Source organism: Necropsobacter rosorum, assembly GCF_964241405.1.
GTDB classification, from domain to species: domain Bacteria; phylum Pseudomonadota; class Gammaproteobacteria; order Enterobacterales; family Pasteurellaceae; genus Necropsobacter; species Necropsobacter rosorum.
In genome coordinates this window covers 414,043-436,062 of record NZ_CAXSXF010000001.1, presented here as the reverse complement: position 1 = coordinate 436,062, position 22,020 = coordinate 414,043, and the positions used below count along the sequence as shown (strand labels likewise).

The 22,020-nt window shown below is 41.5% G+C and carries 16 protein-coding genes and 1 pseudogene; 5 read left to right on the top strand and 12 right to left on the bottom strand.

The window, feature by feature from the left end:
• Nucleotides 1-76: 76 nt before the first annotated feature.
• The 12 genes from ACESOH_RS02055 to ACESOH_RS02000 form a co-directional block, all read right to left on the bottom strand.
• On the bottom strand, nt 77-832 hold the full coding sequence (locus ACESOH_RS02055) for an antA/AntB antirepressor family protein (RefSeq protein ID WP_032093374.1): 756 nt from the start codon (nt 830-832) through the stop codon (nt 77-79).
• A gap of 10 nt (nt 833-842) precedes the next feature.
• Nucleotides 843-1,046, bottom strand: a complete 204-nt coding sequence (locus ACESOH_RS02050; RefSeq protein WP_032093375.1) for a helix-turn-helix transcriptional regulator — start codon at nt 1,044-1,046, stop codon at nt 843-845.
• Nucleotides 1,047-1,203: 157 nt separating this feature from the next.
• Complete coding sequence (locus ACESOH_RS02045) at nt 1,204-2,247, bottom strand: hypothetical protein (protein ID WP_032093376.1); 1,044 nt, start codon at nt 2,245-2,247, stop codon at nt 1,204-1,206.
• Between the two features lie 95 nt (nt 2,248-2,342).
• Nucleotides 2,343-2,705, bottom strand: coding sequence for a hypothetical protein (locus tag ACESOH_RS02040; protein ID WP_032093377.1), 363 nt, complete (start codon nt 2,703-2,705; stop codon nt 2,343-2,345).
• A 90-nt stretch (nt 2,706-2,795) separates the two neighbouring features.
• Complete coding sequence (locus ACESOH_RS02035; RefSeq protein WP_373099343.1) at nt 2,796-4,463, bottom strand: terminase large subunit; 1,668 nt, start codon at nt 4,461-4,463, stop codon at nt 2,796-2,798.
• Nucleotides 4,464-4,470: 7 nt separating this feature from the next.
• Nucleotides 4,471-4,845 carry a phage terminase small subunit P27 family gene (locus tag ACESOH_RS02030; protein WP_077552166.1) on the bottom strand — a complete coding sequence of 125 codons (375 nt, stop codon included), beginning with the start codon at nt 4,843-4,845 and terminating at the stop codon, nt 4,471-4,473.
• Between the two features lie 257 nt (nt 4,846-5,102).
• Nucleotides 5,103-5,459 carry an HNH endonuclease signature motif containing protein gene (locus ACESOH_RS02025; RefSeq protein WP_032093380.1) on the bottom strand — a complete coding sequence of 119 codons (357 nt, stop codon included), beginning with the start codon at nt 5,457-5,459 and terminating at the stop codon, nt 5,103-5,105.
• Between the two features lie 7 nt (nt 5,460-5,466).
• Nucleotides 5,467-5,781, bottom strand: coding sequence for a head-tail connector protein (locus tag ACESOH_RS02020; RefSeq protein ID WP_373099340.1), 315 nt, complete (start codon nt 5,779-5,781; stop codon nt 5,467-5,469).
• The gene (locus ACESOH_RS02015) at nt 5,768-6,112 is read right to left on the bottom strand and encodes a phage head closure protein (protein ID WP_032093382.1); all 345 of its coding nucleotides are present in this window, start codon (nt 6,110-6,112) and stop codon (nt 5,768-5,770) included. The genes ACESOH_RS02020 and ACESOH_RS02015 overlap by 14 nt, the downstream gene beginning before the upstream one ends.
• A complete protein-coding gene (locus ACESOH_RS02010) occupies nt 6,096-7,328 on the bottom strand; it encodes a phage portal protein (RefSeq protein ID WP_373099339.1) in 1,233 nt (410 codons plus the stop codon). Before ACESOH_RS02010 ends, ACESOH_RS02015 begins: the two co-directional genes overlap by 17 nt.
• Complete coding sequence (locus ACESOH_RS02005) at nt 7,328-7,897, bottom strand: HK97 family phage prohead protease (RefSeq protein ID WP_373099337.1); 570 nt, start codon at nt 7,895-7,897, stop codon at nt 7,328-7,330. Before ACESOH_RS02005 ends, ACESOH_RS02010 begins: the two co-directional genes overlap by 1 nt.
• Nucleotides 7,898-7,950: 53 nt before the next feature.
• The gene (locus ACESOH_RS02000) at nt 7,951-9,135 is read right to left on the bottom strand and encodes a phage major capsid protein (protein WP_373099335.1); all 1,185 of its coding nucleotides are present in this window, start codon (nt 9,133-9,135) and stop codon (nt 7,951-7,953) included.
• A 717-nt stretch (nt 9,136-9,852) separates the two neighbouring features.
• Between ACESOH_RS02000 and ACESOH_RS01995 the strand changes: the two genes are divergently transcribed.
• From ACESOH_RS01995 to ACESOH_RS01975, 5 genes and pseudogenes are all read left to right on the top strand, one after another.
• The gene (locus tag ACESOH_RS01995) at nt 9,853-11,601 is read left to right on the top strand and encodes a ShlB/FhaC/HecB family hemolysin secretion/activation protein (protein ID WP_373099869.1); all 1,749 of its coding nucleotides are present in this window, start codon (nt 9,853-9,855) and stop codon (nt 11,599-11,601) included.
• A gap of 44 nt (nt 11,602-11,645) precedes the next feature.
• Nucleotides 11,646-13,634, top strand: a complete 1,989-nt coding sequence (locus tag ACESOH_RS01990) for a two-partner secretion domain-containing protein (protein ID WP_373099333.1) — start codon at nt 11,646-11,648, stop codon at nt 13,632-13,634.
• Nucleotides 13,592-13,690 (top strand): annotated as a pseudogene (locus ACESOH_RS01985) (hypothetical protein); the annotation flags it as partial. The gene ACESOH_RS01990 and the pseudogene ACESOH_RS01985, both read left to right, overlap by 43 nt.
• A 246-nt stretch (nt 13,691-13,936) precedes the next feature.
• A complete protein-coding gene (locus tag ACESOH_RS01980) occupies nt 13,937-21,574 on the top strand; it encodes a hemagglutinin repeat-containing protein (protein ID WP_373099331.1) in 7,638 nt (2,545 codons plus the stop codon).
• Nucleotides 21,574-21,936, top strand: coding sequence for a hypothetical protein (locus ACESOH_RS01975; protein WP_373099329.1), 363 nt, complete (start codon nt 21,574-21,576; stop codon nt 21,934-21,936). Before ACESOH_RS01980 ends, ACESOH_RS01975 begins: the two co-directional genes overlap by 1 nt.
• Nucleotides 21,937-22,020: the final 84 nt, after the last annotated feature.

The following is a 22,020-nucleotide window of genomic DNA, read 5'->3' as shown; positions in this document are numbered from 1 at the left end:
GACTTTCTACCTTTTGAGTGAGTCTTAAGGTAGGAATTACGCCGCTTGGGTGAGCCTTGCGGCGTTTTTCTTTTCTCTATGCTGCTAACTGCTCGCTTAAATAACGCTGGCTTAATTTCTGCAACTGCGCCTTGCGTTCTTTATAGCCGGTATCAAGCTCAATAAGTGCGGCGTTGGTAGTTTGTAGTGTTTTCAATAAGCGAAGTTGCGCCACATTGAAATAATCCCGCACGTTGCCTTTAATCCCTTTGAGGGCTTTCCATTTGCGAACGTTTACCCCAAGCACTAAGCTGTCTAACATCTCTTGTTCTTGGCTGTAATGATAGGGTTTCGGCGGTGTGCCGTTTCGTTGCAACCGTGCTTTGATTGCATCTGTCATTTCTCGGTTTCTGTCGATACTTTCCAATCGTTCAAGGGTTTTGGCTAAAGTGTTCCGATAAACCTTTGGCGCAACCTGTTTGAGCTGTTTCTCTGCCTCAATAAAGTGCTGTCGGATAGCCCGCCCGATTTCATTTTTCTCCATCAAGCAAAGGTGCTTGGCGGTGTCTAGGGTGATGATATAGTCAATGAGTTTTTGAGGTCGTGCCATTGATGAGTGTTTATTTTTTGAGCTCGCCAAAACGGGGGAGCTCAAATTTTCTACAATGGCAAAATCTTGATTTTCGATAAAACCGGCTTGCTTAATTCGAGCTTTAATCCAAGTTGAATAATCACGACCGACTTTCAAAAGTCTATGCACATCTCGGGCATTAATCCCCTCTACGCCCTCAAATAAATTCAAAGGGTGACTAAGTAGGGCGGTAATTTCGGTTTTGGCTTGTTTAGTGTTCATAATCCCCTCCTTAAACTCGTGCGGCTTTTTGTTCTTCAATCCACGTATTCACTTCATCTAAATCCCAACGGATAAAGTTTTGAGAAAAGCGGATCGGCTGTGGGAATTGTTTGGCTTTAACTAATTCGTTTAATTTAGTGCCACCAAAAGAAACCAAATGTAATACATCTGCTTTGCTGATTAATTTTTTAGATTGGGTTTGAGGTCTGTTCATAAAAAATACCTTCCGTTAGTTAAACATTTGTTAGGTTGTGTAGCGCTACGGGAGGTATTAAATCATTTGAGATATAGGGAGTAGATATAGAGGGCTATAAAAAAATATCCCGCCTATATAGACGGGATATAATAAAATCAATTAGTTATAGAAAAATTTAATTTTTCTTTCTGTCGATAGGGCAAGCTATTTTTTCTATTTCGGCGGCGGTTGTTTTAGTGACATCATAGTCTCGCATGATATAACTCTGAATTTGTTTGTTAGATTTCACATTTTCGGGATAGTCAGCCCAGTACTTATTGCGCACTTCAATAGCAATTTTGAGAGGGTCATCTTTTCTACATTCTCCTAATAAGATAGGTATGTTCTTATCGTTAAGTGCGGCTTGTAATTCGGTTATTTGGTTATTTTTTTCTGCTAATTCAACTTTTAAATTATCAATTTCTTTGTGTAGTTCATCTATGTTATTTTCTGGATCTTCACTAATTCCTAAGAATTCCATTAAATCACGATGTAAAATTTCAATATCTTTAAAATGAACGCCAATAGGCTGTGCTATTCTTGTGTTTATAGCTAAATTAATAAATATATTTTCCTTATTTGTATTCCCCAATAGATATAAATAATCATCTGTGAAATCTATTGAAATTATGTGAGAATCCAATAAACGAGTGCTTGTATTATAAATATCTCTAGGCAAATAGAAATCTGCTGAGAATGAAAAAGAAAATTTTTGGGGTATTAATGACAATTGATACTCATATTCAGGGGCATAGTCTGACTTTTCAATAAATTCATTAATATTAGTTTTTGCTTTCCTTGTTGCTGAATAGAAGTCTAAATTGTCATCTTGAATTTCTTTATAGATAGCATTAATTAAAGGTACTCTAGCCCCGAAACAGGCATATTCATCTTCTAAATGTAAGTCGTGTGGAAGAAATGATTTTTTAATTGTTGAATTGAAAAATACAGCAGTAGGCGGATAACAAACAGGGATTAAGTTTTGTTCATCTAATTTTATTCTACCCACAGAATATAAACCTTTAGCGTTTCCTTCTAGTCTGATACAAGTTTTTAATTTATTTTCTCTTGCGTACACAATAAGATCATCGTGTGATAAATCTAATTGATATGTTTTTGCTAAATATTCTGGTAGTTCATCTAAAGAATATGATTTCTTTTTTGGTAGTGATATTTTCATAAAATGCCCCTTTCGCATTTTCCCTTATGATAGGAACGCACCAACAAGATAAGGTGTCTTGCTTTCGGGGATCAGCCTAGGTGCGTTTTATTAGGTTATTCGTCTTTAAGATCAACCTTGACATTCGCCAAAACAGTTTCTTTGCCAGTTCTAGCATTTACTCGGCTCACTGTACCGGTAATAATAGGTCTCTGTTTTTTCTGTAAGGTTTTTTGGGTAATCGGGCGATTTATTTCATATTCTACCCAGCTATTCTTTCTTTTTTTCCATTCGGTGGCCAGCCGTTTATTTTCTTTTCGACACTTATATTCATCATAAATAAGCCAACCGATAAAAAACGAAAATCCGCCGAATAAACCTGAAACTACAACTATCCACCGATCTTCAAGAATAACTATTGCTAAAACAACTAAAATAAAGGCGGTTATCCACTGTATTAAACGGAATGCCAATTCCATAATTAACCCCTGCTTTTTATCGTAATCATGCCAGATAACATAGCAATGGGAGAAGAAAGATTCAATGGCACAACGAAAATATTTTACATCTTATAAATCAATACCATTAAATAGTTCTAATGCCTGTTTATGTTCTTCTGATAACTCAAAAATCAAATCGCCATATTCAAGTTGATAGGTACCGAATGACATCAAGAAAGCCACTGCCGGATCGATTTTATTTGCTGCCTTTTTCTTGTTTGGCTTAATATTGGCGTTGGCATCGGTTTCCATTACGACATTGGATAACGCCCAAGCAAGCACTGGATCACCGTTGTGTTCTATCACTTGGCGATTAATCAACACTTCCGCACTTTTTGCCACCGGGCTAAAGCGTTGATAAGTTTGCGGGAAAGGTTCTACATCCAAGCCCGCCGCCTGTAATTGGGTTCTTAAATGCGTGGCGTTCCAGACATCAAAGCCGATCATTTTGATATTGAAGCTTTCCACGTCTTTAAGAATATCATCGCGGATTTTGTCATAATCGATACAGTCGCCCTCTGTGGCAATTAACCACCCTTGGCGCACCCAATTTCGATAAATCGCGCGGTTCTTATTCGCTACGTTATGAAGCTGAAATTCGGGAATATAATGCCGGGTAATCAACCGCACTTTTTTCCCTTGCGGGAAGGTGTAACAAAGGCTGGTTAAGTCGTTAGTGCTGGATAAATCCAAGCCTAGATAACAATCCTGATGAAGTAAGTCGCTTTCGGTGTAATTTCGTGCGCATTGCGCCCAATTGCCTTCGCCTAGCCATGGTGTTGTTCCTTGGCACCAGACGTTAAAACGCTTGGTAAGCATTTCCACCCATTCGGAAGGAATACCACGGGCTTTCTTAATGGTATTTTCAAAATCAAGGTAGGGAATGGATTTCCCGATATTCGGATTCGCTTTGATCCAGTTCGCCGAATTATCAATTTCGCTTTCTTCGTCCAATTCAAAAATCAGTACAAATAAGCTATCGTTTTGTTCGTTTCCTTCAAGGATCTGCGCGCAATAATCATAATGCTGCTTACAAGCGGAAATCACGTTACTGCCCGCCGTAGTGATGGCAAATAATAATCCTTCCGAGCGTGCGCCTTGTCCTAATTCTAACGCACTGTAAACGCTGTTATCCGTGTGTAAGTGATATTCGTCCACAATGGCTAAACTTGGGTTTGTACCTTCAATGGTGGAGGATTTTGCCGCCAGCGGACGCATTAAGCTGTTTGATTTCGGGTTGATAAGTTTATGCTGCTGAATATTGAGCCGTTTTTTCAATAGCGGGGAGAGTAGGCACATCTGCCGGGCATCATCAAACACAATGCGGGCTTGGTCACGGCTAACTGCTGCAGTATAAATATCTTGTTGGCCAGATTCCATAATCAAGAACCAATTTGCCAGCACGGCGGCAACGGTGGATTTCGCATTTTTCCGCGCCACTTGGATATAAGCGGAACGGTATTTTCTTAATCCCGTAGATTTATGTTTAAAACCTAAAATATTAGCAAAAAGAAACTGCTGCCAGTCTGAAAGCTCAATAGGCTGCCCCCGCAAGTGTCCTTTGACGTGCGGGCATAATTTTGAGAAAGCGAGGAATTTTTCAACCGCACTTTTATCAAAGAAATAACAGGGGTTTGCTAAATCCTCAAAATAACGCGCTACGGCTTGTTTTATCTTTCGGCAAGCCACTATTTCATCTGATTGAATTTTCTTTGCGTAGTCGTGCCAGATTTCCATTTTTCACCTACATTGTGAGAATTTCATCTAAGGCATCTGCCGTTTCTGTTTCTACCGGATTTTTACGGCGGCTAACCGGGTCAAAACCTAACAAGGAAGACATTTTAATCATCACTTTTTCGGCATCGGCTTTTGCTGAAAGTGCCGGATTGCGTGATTGTGTGCCTTGACTGTTTACAATCGAAAAGCCGTTTTTGGCAATATCAGCTACCGCACTGCGGAAAAGGGAATAATTCACACAATAAAGTTCAAGGTGAATTAAATCGGCTTCTTGTATATCGCCACGTTCTAAAAGTTGGTTGATTCGTGCTTTCCATGCATTCTTAGCCACCGGATCTAAAAAGCTCGGCGGGTTGTGTGTGGTTTTCTTTTTTGTTGTCATTCTTTTTCCTTTAACGAATCCATTTTTGGATTGGTTTAACGAGCCCAAATTTGGTCGCGTTGCTCTCCTCAAATTTGAGGAGACCGATTTCCTTATTTTCAAAAAAATTGCCTTGCGTAAAAATTTGATTAGGCGGGCGGTTCCGTGGGCTTGTCCTTTTCTTTTCGAAACTCCCCCCACCCGGTAAGTTTTACTCAACATTGAGAAAAATCGCTTACTAAGTTTTTAGTAATCGTTTATATCCTGTTGATATTTATTTACTTTTTTGCGCCAAATCCGCGTTGATCGATCACTCTTGTTTTATAGCTATGGCAATCACGGCATAAGGGCTGATGATTGCTTGCCACCCAGAACAACGGATCGGCTTGCCCGTTCTCTACCGGCTTAATATGGTCTATCACTGTCGCCGGTGTATATTTGCCTTGCTCTAAGCACATCACGCAAAGGGGATGATGCCTTAAGTATTGGGCGCGGTATTTGCTCCATTTATGGTCGTAACCGCGTGCGCTACTGTTTGGGCGTTCGTCCTTTGACTTATGCGCCTCACATCGTCCGGACTTAACACGATTACGACAACCGGGATAGGTACAACGTCTTAATGGTTGGTAGGGCATACATCACCTAATAAGCGCAGGGTTCCCGATACACTTCCCACAATGCGGAAATCGCCATCGGCGCGGGTTTTAGGTTGGCTAAATCCGTTACGGCTTCGCGGTTGGTGTAGAGATAGGCGATATACATTAAACAACCAATCTTAATCGCCGAGGTAAAAGGAACCGTTTTATCCGTTTGTTCCTCTCCAAAGGTTTTCCCAATATGATTTTGGGCGACTTCCAAAGTGGCGGATTTATAAGCTTCCAGTAAATCATCGTCTAAATCATGATCTAGATTTAAGTGCGCTTTGATTTCATCAATCGTTAAATTAATTTCCGCCATTGCCGGTTAGCTCCTTACAAATAAGCTGAACTTCTCTGTGTGCTTCTTTACTATCAATAATGTTCGTTATCTCAAAAGAACGTTTTCCATATTTCACCCGCATGGTGTTATCAACATTAACGCCGTAACGTATGCGAACGCGCACAATGTTTTCATTTAACGGCACGGCACCGGAAAAGAACTCTCTACCTTGTAACGGCTCAACCGCCGCGCGGATATTGGCAACGGTTTTCCATTTGCTCACAATGCCACCGTAGTCGTTCTGTTCGTTCACCTGTTTTTGTAAGCTGATCACTTTGTTATACTTCCCGGCTTTAATCATGATTGCCATCGCTTACCCCCGTTTCCTGTTCATCATCGCGCTTCACTTCTACAGTTTGTTTCCATGCTTGGCTGAATTCCTCTCCACCATCATAAGCCGGTAAACCTTCACGGCGGCGAACTTCATTAGGACACATTACGCCCGCTTTAATCGCCACATCGTAACTTTTGAAGCGTTCGCTTTGACTGGTGCGCAGTAAGTCGCTTGTATCAAATTCGATGAGGTAACGCTTCTTACTGTTGCTGCCTAAATCAATCATCAAGGCATCTTTAAGCTGCTGTTCAAAATTGGTAAGCCACGGGCGCAGCGTCTGTGATAAGAATGCGCGGCTGGCTTCGCTGAAGTTTGAATAACTGCTATTGGAATAATCCTGTAAGAAGATCGGGCTAATGTTATAGATTCGGGCAATATCGGAAATTGTGAAAGTGCGACTGGCTAACCACTCCGCGTCTTGGTTTGTCATACCAAGTTGTTTATATTCCATTGAACCTTCAAGAATTGGCGTTTTCCCCGCATTCTTTGCCCCTTTGTAACGCTCAAGGGCTTTTACTGCCTTTTGTGCTTTGGCTTCGTCCAACCATTCGGAAGTGGTGATTAACCCGCTTGCCATTAAACCGTTTTTCATGATGGCGGAACCATGTTTTTGTTGCGCAATGCCTAAACCTACCGTTTCACGACAAATCGCAATTGGCGAACGCCCCATAAAGCCATCAAGGGAAGAATGGCGTAAATGTAGGATTTCATCTTGAAGGTAGTTCTTGCTGTTGCCGTCTAAGTCGGTGATCTGATAGATATACTCGCCGCCCACTTTGCGATAAATATTGACCGCACTTGGTTGATATGGGGTAAGGCTGACCGGTTCGCCTTTATTATTCCATTCAATCACCGCGTAGGCGTTACCGTTTAACAGGCAATGACGCATCATAGTATATTTGAACTGATACGGCGTTTGGCTGCGGTTTGGCATTTCATTCAGTAGATAATCTACCGGGTGATGATAAACGCGCTCGCGCCCGTCCTCTTTAAGCTGATACAGATAGCAGGGCATACTTGCCACCGCTTCCGCAATTACGGTGACGGCATTCATTACCGCCGGCAAACTTTCCGCCGTATGAGGGCTGACAAATTCCCCCGCACCGGTATTAGATACGCCTAAGTAAGAAGGCAGTTCATCAATAGCAATGAGCGCACTTCGTTGTTCTTTTCGTTTGAATGGATTCCACATTATTCACACTCCACCACATCAAGCCATTGTTTAAAAAGTGCGGTCGGTTTTGATCGTGTTTTTGCCTTTGCCTCATTCATCGAGCGTTTCGCAATCTCTACACTACTTTCAGGATATGCCGGAATGCTGGTTACCGTGATTTCAAATAGTTCTGCTTTGGCTACCGTGCGTTGACAAGGCTCTACATCAAAGTTCCACGTTTCTTCTTTCGCCCAGAAACCGAAAGACATCCCACGAATATCACCGCGTTCTACACTTACCAATAAATCACGCCCCAAGGTGGTATCTGGCGACATTAATTCAAAACGTAAGCCGATTGCGTCTTCTTCAAGTTTTAGAGTGCCGGCGGTGGTGCGTCCTAATAGTTTTGTGTGGTCATGTTCAAACAAGGCTCTAACATCGGTACCACTGCTTAAACTCTCACTAAAGGCGTTCGCGCCGAACTGCTCGACAAAATCACAATAAAGCACTTCGGAAGGACTATTCCACTTCACCACATAGCCAATCAGTTTTTTATTTTCACTGTCTGCCGTGATTTCCGATGAGCGGATTTCAAATTCTTTATTCATACATTCCCTTTTAACAAAAAAGGGGCTTAATTGCCCCCGTTGGAATTTGGCAATTAAGCCGCAACTTCAATAAATTTGATTGCGTTACTATCTACCACGCCACCACCTAAATATTTATCTGTGTGGACTTTATAGAAACCCGGTTCGGTAATATTATCCGGTCGAGTACGCACGCCTGTTTCATGATCGACAATAAAGTAACCACGCTTGAAATCACCAAAAGCTAATACCGCTTTATTTGCGCCATTTGCCGGCATTGTTTCAAGGAAATGAACGGGACGACCTAAAAGGGTAGAAGGTGCATCTACGGTTAAACCGTCACGCCAAATAAAGTCGCCGTTTTTGTTTTTGAGTTTTTGTAATGCCGCCGCAATGGTGGAAGACATCACCCAAACGGCATTTTTACGGTATTTGCTATGTAAGGTGTAGAACAAATCGATCAAGGTATCGGCAGTGATTTTATCTGCGCTTGCTACGTCTAATTTTTGTAACTTGCCAAAGGCGCGCGCTTTGTCCGCTTCGGCGGAACGTTCATAGGATAAGAAGCCCTTTGATTTCTTGCTGCCGTCACCGCCGGTTAAATCGGTTTCTTCGGTTTCGGTGAAACTTTCGGAAATTTCATCAGTCAACCAGCCTAAAACATCAATGCTTGAGAAATCCAAAATTTCTTGGGTGGTTTTCGGATAGGCATAGATAGGATTTAAGGCGATAGTGACTTCATGGAGTTTTGGCGTTGCTGTACCATTACGCGCTTGACCTTCCTCACCATGCTCAACGGCTGCACCACCGGCAGAAACTAATTTTTTGTATTCTTTCGCACCAACCGGCAAGCGCACCACATTACAAATTTGACGCATAACGCTATCATCCGTTAAGCGTTTCATTACGTCTTTGTCTAATTGTGGAATAACAGAATAGCCTCCATCTTCGCCCGTTGTAGTGGAAAGGTTAGAACGTAGCTCACCCGTTTTAATGTAGTGACGCAATTCATCATTAGAGAATTGTTTGCTACGGGTTTCTGCTGGTTTCCCTACTTGACTGCGTTCTTCATCGGCTACAGTTTCATAGCGTTCGATTTCTTCAGTCATCTGTTTAACCAACTCTTTTAATGTATCGAATTTCCCTTTTTCTTCTTCAGTTAATTCTTTACCTTCTTTTTCAGCGTTATCTAATAACGCACGCATTTCAGCGACTTTTTCCGCCTTTTGTTGGCGTAGTTCTAACAATTTTTTAAACATGATTAGTCCTTTGAAATTTATCTTAATTAAGACGGCTTATAAGAAGCCCATAGAACAATATATAGACAAAAAATAGGAAGTAAATAGCTTAAAAATCAATCGATTAGCTATGTTAAGTTACGGTAAGTAAGTAAAATTCGATTGCTTGTTTTTTATACAAAGACAGATCGGGAATATAATTTAGATAGGATGATTTATCTCTTTTAAAAGAGTGAAGACTAGTGAACAGTAGTGAATACCTATATTCACTAAATAAGTATATAATAAATAAAGAAATATAATAGATAGTGAACGGGTGAACACCTTTTTATATAATTTTTAACATTAATCAGATTAAAGCATAGCTAGCATTGGTTATTATTTATTGTAACCACGATAGTAACCACGACAATTTCCACTATTTATAACATACTGATAAATATTGTTATTCTGCAATTATTCAAGTCCTGTTGGGGCACCAAAGCACCTCTTTCAACGATTTTCCATTCATCAAAAGCACCAAAAAACCAAGATAACAAAACGTTTGGTATTTTAATCTATCGTATCCTCACAAATATTCGCGTTTAGTCACAGTTTTTAATAACATTGCCGTAATATACCTGATTAAGCAAGATAATTATAATAAAAACATGCGCTTATTTATCTGTTCTAATTTGATAAGATTTTGATAATCATGTAGAATCCGGTCTATCAATCAAATAAACTAAATAAAACATGATGCGATTTCGACGAAAATTTCTTAGCATACCGTTTACTGCTATTTCAGTTGCCGTTTCTGCTAATCAACCTCCGGAATTATCAGAATTAAACCGACTTGATGCAATTGAGCAGCAACGCCAACGACAATATCAGCAGGCTCAGCAAAAACAACTTCAACAGCAAGCTGATGTGCGATTAGAGACTTCTTATCAACCATTATCACTTTCCAATAGCGAATCTCCCTGTTATCCCATTCATCACATCTCACTGAGCGACTACGCTTCACATTCTCCCCAAAGCCAATTCCAGTGGGCCCTCAATAAAGCCGTTCGTGATTTAAAATTAACTTTGCCGCATTGCTTTGGTGGTGAAGGTTTAGGTATTTTGATGAAACAAGTGCAAAACAATATTATTGAGAAAGGTTATGTAACGACACGGGTTGTGATTGAAGAGCAAGATTTACGCGGTGGAAAGCTGAATTTAACTGTGATTTTAGGCAAAATCCGTAACACTATTGTGGTCGATAGCGGTATAGTGCCGCGCTTTACCCGACTTCATGCGCTGACCGGTTTTACTTTCGCAAAAGGGGATCTGTTAAATGTACGTGATATTGAACATACTCTTGAAAACCTAAAACGAGTACCGACGGCAGAAGCCAGTATTGAGATTTTACCGAGTGAGACCGATTCAGCGTCGATAGGTGAAAGTGATTTAAAAATCAACTATGCACAAGGCATTCCTTTTCGTTTGAATTTAGGCTTAGACGATGCCGGTTCGACTTCAACAGGGAAATATCAGGTCAGCGGTATATTCTCTTTTGATAATATGTTTTCGGCGAACGACCTTTTTTATACCTCTTTTACGCATAGTCTGAAAACACATAATGACGATAAAGGCAAACGAGCCGGTAAAAATTTGACTTTCTATTACTCGATTCCTTTTGGCTATTGGACGTTATCGGCTTCCCAGACTTATCACCGTTATCATCAGGAAGTCTTTACGGATTTTGATAATCACTACCGCTATGCCGGTAAAAGCAATACCACCAGGGCGACACTGTCTTATTTACTTTATCGGGATGGTAAGCGTAAAACCTCTATATCCGGCGGTTTTTGGTCTCGTCAATCCCAGAACTATGTCAATGGTACGGAAGTTGATATACAAAAACGCCGCATGGCAGGTTGGGAGGTCGGTTTTTCTCATAAAGAATACATTGGCAATGCGACGCTTGAATTGTCGGCAGGTTATAAACGGGGAACCGGCGTAAGAGGCACATTGTCAGCGCCTGAAGAACTTTGGAATGAAGGTACATCACGTCCGCGAATTATCACCGCAGCAATAGATTTTACTCAACCTTTTATGCTGGGCAAACAACCGTGGCAATTTAGTTCTGCCTGGAGTGGTCAATGGAATAAAACCCCACTCATTCCTCAGGACCGATTTAGTATAGGCGGGCGTTATACGGTGCGCGGATTTGATGGGGAACTGACGCTTTTAGGCGAGCGCGGTTGGTTATGGCGTAATGAATTGGCCTGGAATGTGAACAACTTAGGGCATCAACTCTATGTCGCGCTGGATGGTGGCAGAGTAATGGGAGGAGCCGCCCGACATCAGCTTGGGCATCATTTAGTAGGTTCGGCATTAGGTTTACGCGGTAATGTAAAAAGTCTGTCTTACGATGTCTTTGTCGGTAAGCCCATCCGTAAACCGGATGGTTTTAAAACGTCCAATGCCGTAGCCGGCTTTGACTTAAGTTACCATTTCTAATACGGGGCGAGTTTCCCCGTGAATAAATACAACGAGATTAAAATATGAATAAACAATGTTTCCGCGTTATCTTCAGTAAAACGTTACAACGTTTAACGGTTGTTTCTGAGCTGGCCAAATCAGAAAGTAAATCAACAGAAAAATCACCGTTTACCTTGCCGCAACTTTTCGCTCGCATCCGACCGCTTATCTTCAGCCTATTTTGTGCGTTAGGCTTTGTGACGTTTTCTGATGCTGTTCTTGCTGAAACATTGATTATTCAAGCGGACAAATCCGCCCCGAACAATCAACAACCTATTGTATTACAAACGGCAAAAGGAGTGCCTCAGGTTAATATTCAAACGCCGAATGATAAAGGCCTTTCTCACAATAAATATACTCAATTCGACGTTGATACTAAAGGCGCTATTTTAAACAACAGCCGTACTGACATCCAAACTCAACAGGCCAGTTTAGTGACAGGTAATCCTTATCTTGCGCGTGGCGAAGCCAAAGTGATTTTAAATGAGATCAATTCTTCCGATCCGTCGGTATTAAAAGGATATGTTGAGGTTGCCGGTAAAAAAGCGGATGTGATTATTGCCAACCCGTCAGGCATTCACTGCGAGGGTTGCGGTGTGATAAATTCGGATAGAGCCACTCTGACAACGGGTAAACCTCAGATTAAAAACGGCAATCTTGACAGTTTCGTTGTGGAAAAAGGCAAGGTCAGCATTTCAGGTAAAGGTTTGGACAATAGTCGTGTTGATTATACGGACATTATTGCTCGAGAGACGAAAATCAATGCAGGCATTTGGTCGAATAAAGAAACCAAGGTCGTGACGGGAAAAAACACCGTCAAACGGTCGGATAACCCGCAGGATTTGCAAATTATTCATACCGACCAACCTCTCGCCACAGAAAGCCGACCACAATTTGCAGTAGATGTGGGTGAGTTGGGCGGTATGTATTCGGGCAAAATTCACCTCATCGGTACGGAACAGGGTGTCGGGGTACGCAACGCAGGGCATTTAGGGGCAAGTGCGGATACCCTGCAAATCGACAGCCGGGGGCGTATTGTCAATAGCGGCACATTGAATGCGAATAACGCGCTTCAACTCACCGCCACAAAAGGTATTGAAAACCACGGTAAGATTGAAAATCGTCAGGGCGATATCACTCTTAAAACCGCTTCGGACATTCGGCAGGACGGCGCTATCGTCGCTCGTATGGGGAATGTTGATAAAACTGCAAGTCAGGCCATTACCCAAAAGGGCGAAACTGTCGCTAAGGGTAATATTCGCTATCAAGCGTCAACAATTACCGCATCAACTTCATCACTCATTGCAGCGGGTATTGAGATTAAAGACACTGTTCAGGGCGAAGTACGTTCACTGGAAAATGTATCCGCACAGGGTAAAAGCGTTACGGTCGGTTCAACGGGTAAAACGACTTTACAAGGTAAAAATATTGCATCAGGTAAAGTTAAAGTCAGTTCGGCCGAAACGGATTTAGATAATAGTCATACATCCTCCTATTCAATAAATATCACGGCTTTTCAAGGTAAAACCCGAGCGAATAACGCAACTGTCATTGCGAATAAGGAACTTATTTTAGTTACACCGACCGCACTTGAAACCCAAAACAGTTACTTGAAAGCAGAAAAACTGACAACCAAACAGTATGCTCTGAATACCCAAAATGCCGTTTGGGAGCAAACAGGTAGCGATGAGTTAAAACTGGATGTGGCGAGTAAGTTACAAAATAACGGCGGTACTTTTAAAACTCAAGGGGATTTAACCGTTAATGGGCAAGGAATGGATAACCGACAAGGACGGTTGATTGCCAATGGGAAACTCACTGTGAATGCGAACAACGGGAAAGTGGATTCGACAAACGGCACATTGATTTCGGCTCAAACACTTGCAATAAACTCAGGCGAACTTATCAACGATGGCGGTTTGATTCGGTCCGGCCGGGATGTGATGATTAATACGCAAGAACAAGACTTATCCAATCAACAAACGTTAACGAATATCAGGATAAAGGGATAGTCGCAGTAGGCAGACTGGATATTCAGTCTGCAAATTTATTTAATCGGCAAGGACGTATTGTCAGCGGTGGTAAACAAAAGTTAAAAATTGCCGATATTAATAACCGACAAGGGCTGATTTATACTCAACACGATTTAACTTTAAACGCTAAAAATCTGACTAATGATAAAGGTAAACTCAATTCGGCTAACCAAGCTGATATTACGCTTGCGGGTAATTTAAATCAGCACAATGGATCAATTGAGGCTCAGAAGCTAAATTTAACTGTCAAAATACTGAACTCAACCGCTCAAAGTTTAATTATGGCGGATAACCTGAAGATCACGGCATCGGGCGGATTAAATAATCAAGACGGCCGTATTATTGCGAAATTTAATGGTGAAGTTGAGACAGGTAATACCCTGAATAATGCGCATGGTATGCTTGGCAGTCAACAAGGTTCTTTCACGATCAATACGCATAATCACGTTTTAGTGAATGAAAAAGGAAATATTGTTGCCGCGCAAAATATCATGCTTGAAAGCGGGGCGATAGATAACCGGCAGGGATTCATTGCGGCAAGTAATGTTGCTCTCAATAGTCATCATCAAACCGTTGACAATCAAGATACGTTCTCTGACGCTCAGAATAAGGGAATTATTGCCCGCGACACATTAATGCTCACCACCGGCGTATTAAATAACAGCCAAGGGAATATTTTTTCGCATGATCGCAGCACGATAAACGCTACCTCGCTCACTAATCATAACGGGAAAATTCGTGCACAAGCGCGGCTTGATTTAAATGCGCATATGCTTTTACAAAGCGCTGGGCTTATTACGGCGAATATAGTTAATTTAGTCGCTCAAACGATCCGATCAAATCAAGGGAGTGAAATCAGTGGCTCTTTCGTCAACCTCACCGCTCAAACTCTGGACAATAAAGAAAGTAAATTGATTGCACGCCAAACGGCTGATATCGATGTTCAGCACGGTATTCAAAATCAAAACGGTACATTGGCAAGCCTGAATAAAACCCTTTTGATTAATGCGCACCAATCGGAATTGAATAATGCCGGCGGTATCATCGCTGCACAAAACGGCACTTTGCACTTAGCGGCGAATACGCTGGATAATCAGCGGGGGATTATTCGTGCGCATACGGCAAAGATTACCGCGTTACAAAACGTAGATAACCGCAATACTCTTGTGGATAAAGCGCAGGGAATTATCGTTACCGATTTAAACTTAAATGCTAAACGGATTAATAACCAGGCAGGTCGTATTACTGCATTTAATCAGGCAACACTTAATTCGACCGATATGCAAAATCAATCGGGGGAAATCCTGATGGTGAAAGATGGGATGCTGAATTCGGATAAGATTAATAACCGGGCGGGAACAATCGCTTCGACCGCCGCCAATTTAAGCATTACCGCGCAAACTGTGCTGAATAACCGACAAGGCAATATCAGTGCGGTAGATAAACTCATGCTCAATACAAAAGGTTTGGCGAATCAACAAGGTCGTCTCATTTCATCAAATCAATTGGCAATTAATACGGCACAACACAAACTGGATAACCAGGACGGCACAATTTTTGCTAATAATCGGACTGTGATTGAATCGGGCGAAATACATAACCGGCAAGGGTTGATTCGTGCGGATAGCGCACTGTTTATTGATACTCATAACAATATGATTGATAACCGTAATACTCAAGGTAAAGACCAGGGTATTGCGGGGCTGGGGAGTGTGATTTTACAGGGCGTGGATATCCTGCTTAATCAACAGGGTAAATTCTATGCTGAAAATTCGCTGAATATTGGTGTTCAAGCCGACACCGACAATCGCCAAGGGATAATGCAATCCGGCGGCTCTCTTACTCTTTCTACGCAAAAATTATATAACCAGGCGGGCAAAATTAGTGCGAAAAATACAGGCTGTGTGACCGCGCACAGTATTAATAACCGCGCCGTGTCCGAAAAAGGCTCGCTGATTTCCGCAGGGTCTTTGACTTTACATGTTCGACAACTTGATAATCAAGATACAAAAGCGAAAAGTGAAAAGCCGGCACAAGGTATTCAAGGCAATAACGTTACTGTTCTAACCTCTGTCCTGGATAATCGGCAGGGCGGCATTTATAGTGCGAATAATGTCTCGATTACCGCGAATAATCGTTTAGATAACCGGCAAGGCGAGTTATTAGCCGTAAATATGGTGAATGTGTCGCATAACGGTAATTTAACGGTGAATAATGAGAAAGGGTTGATTCAAGGTAATCAAGCAATTGCTTTAAATGCAAAAGGGTTGGAATCGGAAGGCGATATTAAAACGGCGGGGGATTTAAACGTAACCTTAACAGATAGCTTCACCTTAAATAATGCGTTTGAAGCAAGCAATCTTACCTTTAATACGGCGGGGAATTTCACCAACAATGTTGGCCAAACCGTTGCGAATAAAATGACGATTTCGGCAAATAACATTGTGAACAACGTTAATGCGACGCTTTCCGCAAATGAAACCGGGTTAAATGCAAACCATTTAACCAACCGAGGTTTGATTGACGGTAGCAAAACCTTAATCAAGAGTGCCAAGGTGACCAATCCCGGTACGGGACGCATTTATGGTGATCGGTTGGCATTCAGTGCGAAGACGGTTGAAAATTTGGCGGAAACGGTTGATGGAGAAACAAAAGCCGGCACAATTGCAGCAAGAAACCGACTTGATTTTGGTGTGGGTACGTTAGTGAATCGTAATCATGCTCTCATTTTGAGTCTGGATAAACTGTTTATCGGCGGTCATTTGGACGCAAATCATCAGGCAACGGGTAAAGCCGCCCTTGTTGATAACGGTAGTGCGACGATAGAAGGATTAGGTGATGGTCGTATTACCACCTCAAAATTACTCAACCATGATATGTATCTTCAACTGGGGATTAACTCGGCAACCGAAGATGTGGAAGAGATTGCGTTAGAATCGAAACCGACCGAACGTTATAGAGTCGGTGTGGATGGTTACTACGGTTGGTCGGGTAGAACGGCATGGTTTACGTTTTATGATCAAAGTAAACCGACTATTTCGGAAAAACAATTTTATGTCTGGCGATATAAACGTACGACTTATACGCCTTATATCGAAAAACAAGATAAAGCGTATTTAAATATAGGCGGTAATTTATCTCTTAACGGGGATGAGCTGCATAATAAATATAGCCAAATGTCTATCGGCGGGAAATTATTCCTTGGTGAACGTACCTTTGCGCGTAATGATGAGAGTCAATCCTTAAGTGCGGACGGAATTACGCTGAAAAATGAAGATATTGAAAAAGTAATTAAGATTGATGAAGAAGGCGAAGCGTTATTCCTGAAACATTACAAAAAACACGGCCATAACGGACATGAACATGCAAAAATATCGGACTATGTTAAGCCGACCTATACCTTAACTTCATCGTTTAATGCGGTATCTAATATTATTGGCGTACCGATTTCATCAACGGCTTCGCTGGACAATAAACCTAAGGTTAAGGATATTCGATTAGAGACGATTTCGATAAGCGCACCGAATGCAGAACGGTTGGACAATATCACCGTGCTTCAAACGCGACTGGCTGACGGTAAACAACACGCAGAAATTACACTAACGCCGGAAATCAACAGTGATGAAGTTGTGAATGCCGGCCAAGTCATCGCCAAGCTACATACCGTAACGAACAAAACCGGTTCGCAGAATTTAGCCGAAATGAACATGCCGATAGTAAAAACGCATCTTGCCGATATACGTTTGCCTGAAGCCAGCCTGTATAAAATCAACCCGGAGGCGCCGAACGGTTATCTGGTTGAAACCGATCCTAAATTTACCGACAATAAACAATGGCTCGGCAGCGATTATCTGTTTAACGCATTACGTTATGACCACGATAACATGCATAAACGCTTGGGTGACGGTTTCTACGAACAGCGTTTAATCAATGAGCAAGTCAATCAACTCACCGGTCGGCGTTATATTGAGGGTTACAACAACGATTTAGAACAATATAAAGCGTTAATGAACAGCGGGGTAAAATACGCCCGACGATTTAATCTTACTGTGGGAGTGGGGTTAACGGCAAAACAAATGTCGGAATTAACGACAGATATGGTGTGGTTCGTCAACAAAGAAATCACTTTAAAAAACGGCAAAAAAGTGACCGCACTTGTGCCGCAGGTTTATCTGGTGGCGCGTGATACAGATGTCACATCCTGTGGTGCAGTGATTTCTGCGAATCAAATTTTTGCTGATGCGGGCGAGTTAAATAACGGCGGCGTGATAGCGGGGCGAGATTTAACCCGTCTTAATAGTAATCAACTGGAAAATCGCGGTGCGGTATTAGGTGATCATGTCGACTTGTCCGCAGCTCAAAACCTAGTTAACCTTGGCGGACGGATTGAGGCGGTGAAATCGCTCTCGCTTTCGGCGGGTAAAAATCTGGCGATTGCAAGTACGCTTTCTTCCGCACAAAGTGCCGACGGCAATTTTGCGCGTACCGTATTGGATCAAATCAGCACGGTAAAAGTCACGGGCGAGGGTGGACGGCTGGCGTTACACAGCGATAGTAACCTGACCGTGAAGGCGGCACGGATTGAAAGTCAGGGTTCGTTGCGTGCAACGGCGGGAGAGGCGTTGCAAATTACCACCTTAACTACCCAAAACAGAGAACACTACAACGGCGATGCGGATAACTACTACCGTTTAGACCAAAAGGCGGAAGGAGGCGGTTTATTGTCGGGTAAAGCGGGCGTAGCACTGATTGCAAACAATAATGTTACCCTTCGTCAAACCGACGTAAGCAGTGAAAAGGGCAAGGTTTTGGTGGGGTCGAACGCCGGCGATATCACGATTGAAGCCGGTCGTGCGGAAGAACGCTTAGCCACCTCGATAAAATCGACATCAAAGGGCTTATTAAGCAAAACCACCACGGTATCCCGCCGTGAATACCATACGACCGACGCGGTGGCGAGTAATGTGGACGGTCAATCCGTGGTGCTTTTTTCACGACAAGGCAACGTGACGGCGAAAGGGTCGAATGTAGTGGCGGAGCGGGATTTATCCCTTGCTGCAAAAGAGAAGGTTTCTATTCTTTCGGACGTCAATACCCACTACCAGGCGAATGAGGTGATTCGCCGTAAGTCGGGTTTAATGGGCTCGGGCGGTATTGGTTTTACTTTCGGTTCAAGAAAAGAAACCACAGAACAGGACCGCACACAGCAAAGCGCTGCGAGCAGTCAGGTGGGAAGCTTAACGGGCAATACCGTTATTCGGGCGGGCAATCACTATCAACAAACGGGCAGCATGGTAACTTCCCGGGAGGGAAGCGTCGATATTGTTGCCCAATCGGCGAACATCACCGCAGCTCGTTCGGATTATGAAAGTAATTACAAATACACTTATGAGCAAAAAGGCTTAACAGTATCATTGACCTCTCCAGTGTTATCTGCAATGAACGCTACTGAAACAGCTATAAACTTACTACATCAAATGGGGGAAAGTAAAAATAATCGTATCAATGCACTGGCAGGTGCAAATGCGTTTTGGAATTCATTCAGAGCGATAGAAGCAGGGCAAGTCGCTTGGGGTTCTTTAGGGAAACTGTCTCAAGGAGAAATCGCAAAATCAGGCGTAGGGATTTCTCTTACTTACGGTCAACAGAAAAATATTTCAACAAGCCATATTGAAGGTTCAAATGCAATAAGTAGTGAAATTAATGCCAGCGGTAAAGTAAACATTTCAGCTAGAGGTAATGATGATAATTCAGTTATTAATGTTATGGGATCAAATATTGCTGGAAATCTAGGCACAAATCTTAATGCTGACGGTGACATTAATATTGAGGCGGCGAAACAATATCATCAAGAGCGTAGTAATAATAAATCCAGTGGATTCAATGCTGGCGTTGCGATCGGAACTGATGGTATTGGTTTTACTGTTGGTGGTAATTATGGAAAAGGTTATGGTAACGGCGATGAAACTACTTATACCTATTCCCACATAGGAAGTCAAAATAGCCAAACGAATATTTATTCAGGCAATGATGTTACGTTAAAAGGTGCGCAAGTGGCAGGTAAAGGTGTGACACTTACGGCAAACAATCTTGATATAGAAAGTTTGCAAGAATCGCTTGATTATAAAAGCAAACAAAAAAGCATATCAGGCTCTGTCACTGTTGGGGCGGGAGCTTCGGCAGCTGCAAGTTATAGTGCATCGAAAATGAATGTTCATTATAAGAGCGTTGTTGAGCAAGCAGGTATTTATGCTGGCGATGGTGGTTATCAAGTTAATGTAGCAAATCATACCAGTTTAATTGGCGGAACAGTTCAATCATCTGATGAAGCAGAAAATAGAAACAAAAATCTATTTTCGACAGGAACCATTGATTATACGGAACTAAAAAATTCATCAAATTATGATGCCAAAGGTTATTCATTAAATGGTGGTTTTTTTCTTGAGGGTAATTTCCGTATCCCGTTAGGAACTGACTCAGGCAAACAAGAGTCAACTAACAACGAAAATAGCGGAGATAACATAAAAGAAACTGCTAAAGATAAAACCATTATAGATACCATCAAAGGTATGGGTGGAAGTGAATTATCGCAACATGATTTGAATCAATCTGATAAAGATAAAACGTCTGATATAGATGTAAAACTAAATGGGCTTGCCGGTGTATTTAGCCAAGGCAACTGGGGTGTTGCCAAAGCATTATCAACCGCAGTGTTGGGATCTGTAAGTCGTGATGGTGGTGAGACTGGGGTGACAACAAGTTACATTAATACAAAAAATATTCAAATTACTCAAGGTGATATGGCTGAAAACCAAGCTAAGATTGTCGCATTAAGTAACGAAAATATTAATAAAACAGTTGCCAAAATGAACGTTGAGGAAATGAAATCAGAGCTTGAGTCAGATTTATCAACAGCAAAAGAGTTTATGGAAAACCTCAATCAAATTGGAGATAAACTACATTATGATGTGGAAAAAAATGAGAAGAATTTATTAGTGAAATATAAATTAGAGCATTGTCAGATTTCTTCACAAAATTGTGTTAAAGCCTTTGAATTAAATCTTGATGAACTTAAAAATCGAGATTTAAAACCAGAGGAAGCCGAAATACTGTCACATATGTATGCCCATGGCATTTTGAACCAAAATGATATGGATAGAATTAATGGTGCAATTCAATATTCAGGTAAAGATATTTTAAATAATGCAAGTGTTGTTGTTCGTAAACCTTATGCTGGTTTGGCAGAGGAAATGACATTTACAATCTTTGAACGTTTACGAGCGGGTATTGATTTACCCACTGTCTTTGGCGCATCAAATGCTAGCCGAGAGCAGGCAATGATTTGGAATAAATTAAATAGCTATAATGCCCAAAATCCACATACCGAAGTGTCTTTAGATCACGTTGCTCATAGTCTAGGTGCCTCAAGTACCAAAAATGCCATGAACTGGGCAAAATATCAAGGAATGAACTTAGATAAAACAACCTTAAAAAGTTATATAGCAGGAACATCCTATCCTATTACGAATGAAACAATTTTAGGTAAATTAACTTTTGGTGCATTAGATCAAGGCTATGTAGAGAAGGCGGCAGGGCTATTTAAAGATGGTCAGGTTGAATATGCTGTATCACCAAGAGATAGCGTTGCAACTGGGTTTGGCTTACCATGGCTACCTGGCTCATTAAGTTTTGGTATTGGTAACACCGATACAACAGGGGAACACTCTATAGGCATTCCGTTATGGGGGATGATAACAGGGGATCATACTAAGGCTTATTATCGTGACGGTTCGGTAATTAAATTCCTAACTAATAGTGAACAAACTATTACAGATGAAATAAAAAATTATCAACAGAAAACTTGGGGGCAAATTGGACCTAAAACAAAAGTTATTAGCTTTGATAAAGGAGATAAGTGATGAAAAAATTCATTTTGTTATATCCATTGTTATTAGTTGGATGTTATTTAGCTAATGGCTCGCCATTGCCTACAAATTATTGGGAGAAACAAGGCAAAATAATAACTAGCAATGAACAAAAATTTTGTCATGATAAAGTTTATGGTTCATTTAATAATAGGTTTAATTACTTAGATGATCTATTTTGGAATGATGAATTATCCCCTACTGAGTATTCAGAGTATTCTCTTTATCTTCGTAGAGCGAAACCCATGATTAGTCAATGTTATTTTGATTTAGGTTATCGTTTTACAGCACCATACTATTGGTGTATCGCTGAGAGTAATATGGATACTTGTAAAATAAATCAGAAATATCGTTAATATAGGATGTTTTATCAACAAAAAACTTAAAAAAACAGCAAAAAAGTGACCGCACTTGTGCCGCAGGTTTTAGGCATTCCGTTA

What these genes read in the sequence shown, in the direction of transcription:
- ACESOH_RS02055 (WP_032093374.1), bottom strand. Translation starts at nt 832, where the DNA reads ATGAACACTAAACAAGCCAAAACCGAAATTACCGCCCTACTTAGTCAC.
- ACESOH_RS02050 (WP_032093375.1), bottom strand. Translation starts at nt 1,046, where the DNA reads ATGAACAGACCTCAAACCCAATCTAAAAAATTAATCAGCAAAGCAGAT.
- ACESOH_RS02045 (WP_032093376.1), bottom strand. Translation starts at nt 2,247, where the DNA reads ATGAAAATATCACTACCAAAAAAGAAATCATATTCTTTAGATGAACTA.
- ACESOH_RS02040 (WP_032093377.1), bottom strand. Translation starts at nt 2,705, where the DNA reads ATGGAATTGGCATTCCGTTTAATACAGTGGATAACCGCCTTTATTTTA.
- ACESOH_RS02035 (WP_373099343.1), bottom strand. Translation starts at nt 4,463, where the DNA reads ATGGAAATCTGGCACGACTACGCAAAGAAAATTCAATCAGATGAAATA.
- ACESOH_RS02030 (WP_077552166.1), bottom strand. Translation starts at nt 4,845, where the DNA reads ATGACAACAAAAAAGAAAACCACACACAACCCGCCGAGCTTTTTAGAT.
- ACESOH_RS02025 (WP_032093380.1), bottom strand. Translation starts at nt 5,459, where the DNA reads ATGCCCTACCAACCATTAAGACGTTGTACCTATCCCGGTTGTCGTAAT.
- ACESOH_RS02020 (WP_373099340.1), bottom strand. Translation starts at nt 5,781, where the DNA reads ATGGCGGAAATTAATTTAACGATTGATGAAATCAAAGCGCACTTAAAT.
- ACESOH_RS02015 (WP_032093382.1), bottom strand. Translation starts at nt 6,112, where the DNA reads ATGGCAATCATGATTAAAGCCGGGAAGTATAACAAAGTGATCAGCTTA.
- ACESOH_RS02010 (WP_373099339.1), bottom strand. Translation starts at nt 7,328, where the DNA reads ATGTGGAATCCATTCAAACGAAAAGAACAACGAAGTGCGCTCATTGCT.
- ACESOH_RS02005 (WP_373099337.1), bottom strand. Translation starts at nt 7,897, where the DNA reads ATGAATAAAGAATTTGAAATCCGCTCATCGGAAATCACGGCAGACAGT.
- ACESOH_RS02000 (WP_373099335.1), bottom strand. Translation starts at nt 9,135, where the DNA reads ATGTTTAAAAAATTGTTAGAACTACGCCAACAAAAGGCGGAAAAAGTC.
- ACESOH_RS01995 (WP_373099869.1), top strand. Translation starts at nt 9,853, where the DNA reads ATGCGATTTCGACGAAAATTTCTTAGCATACCGTTTACTGCTATTTCA.
- ACESOH_RS01990 (WP_373099333.1), top strand. Translation starts at nt 11,646, where the DNA reads ATGAATAAACAATGTTTCCGCGTTATCTTCAGTAAAACGTTACAACGT.
- ACESOH_RS01980 (WP_373099331.1), top strand. Translation starts at nt 13,937, where the DNA reads ATGGCGGATAACCTGAAGATCACGGCATCGGGCGGATTAAATAATCAA.
- ACESOH_RS01975 (WP_373099329.1), top strand. Translation starts at nt 21,574, where the DNA reads ATGAAAAAATTCATTTTGTTATATCCATTGTTATTAGTTGGATGTTAT.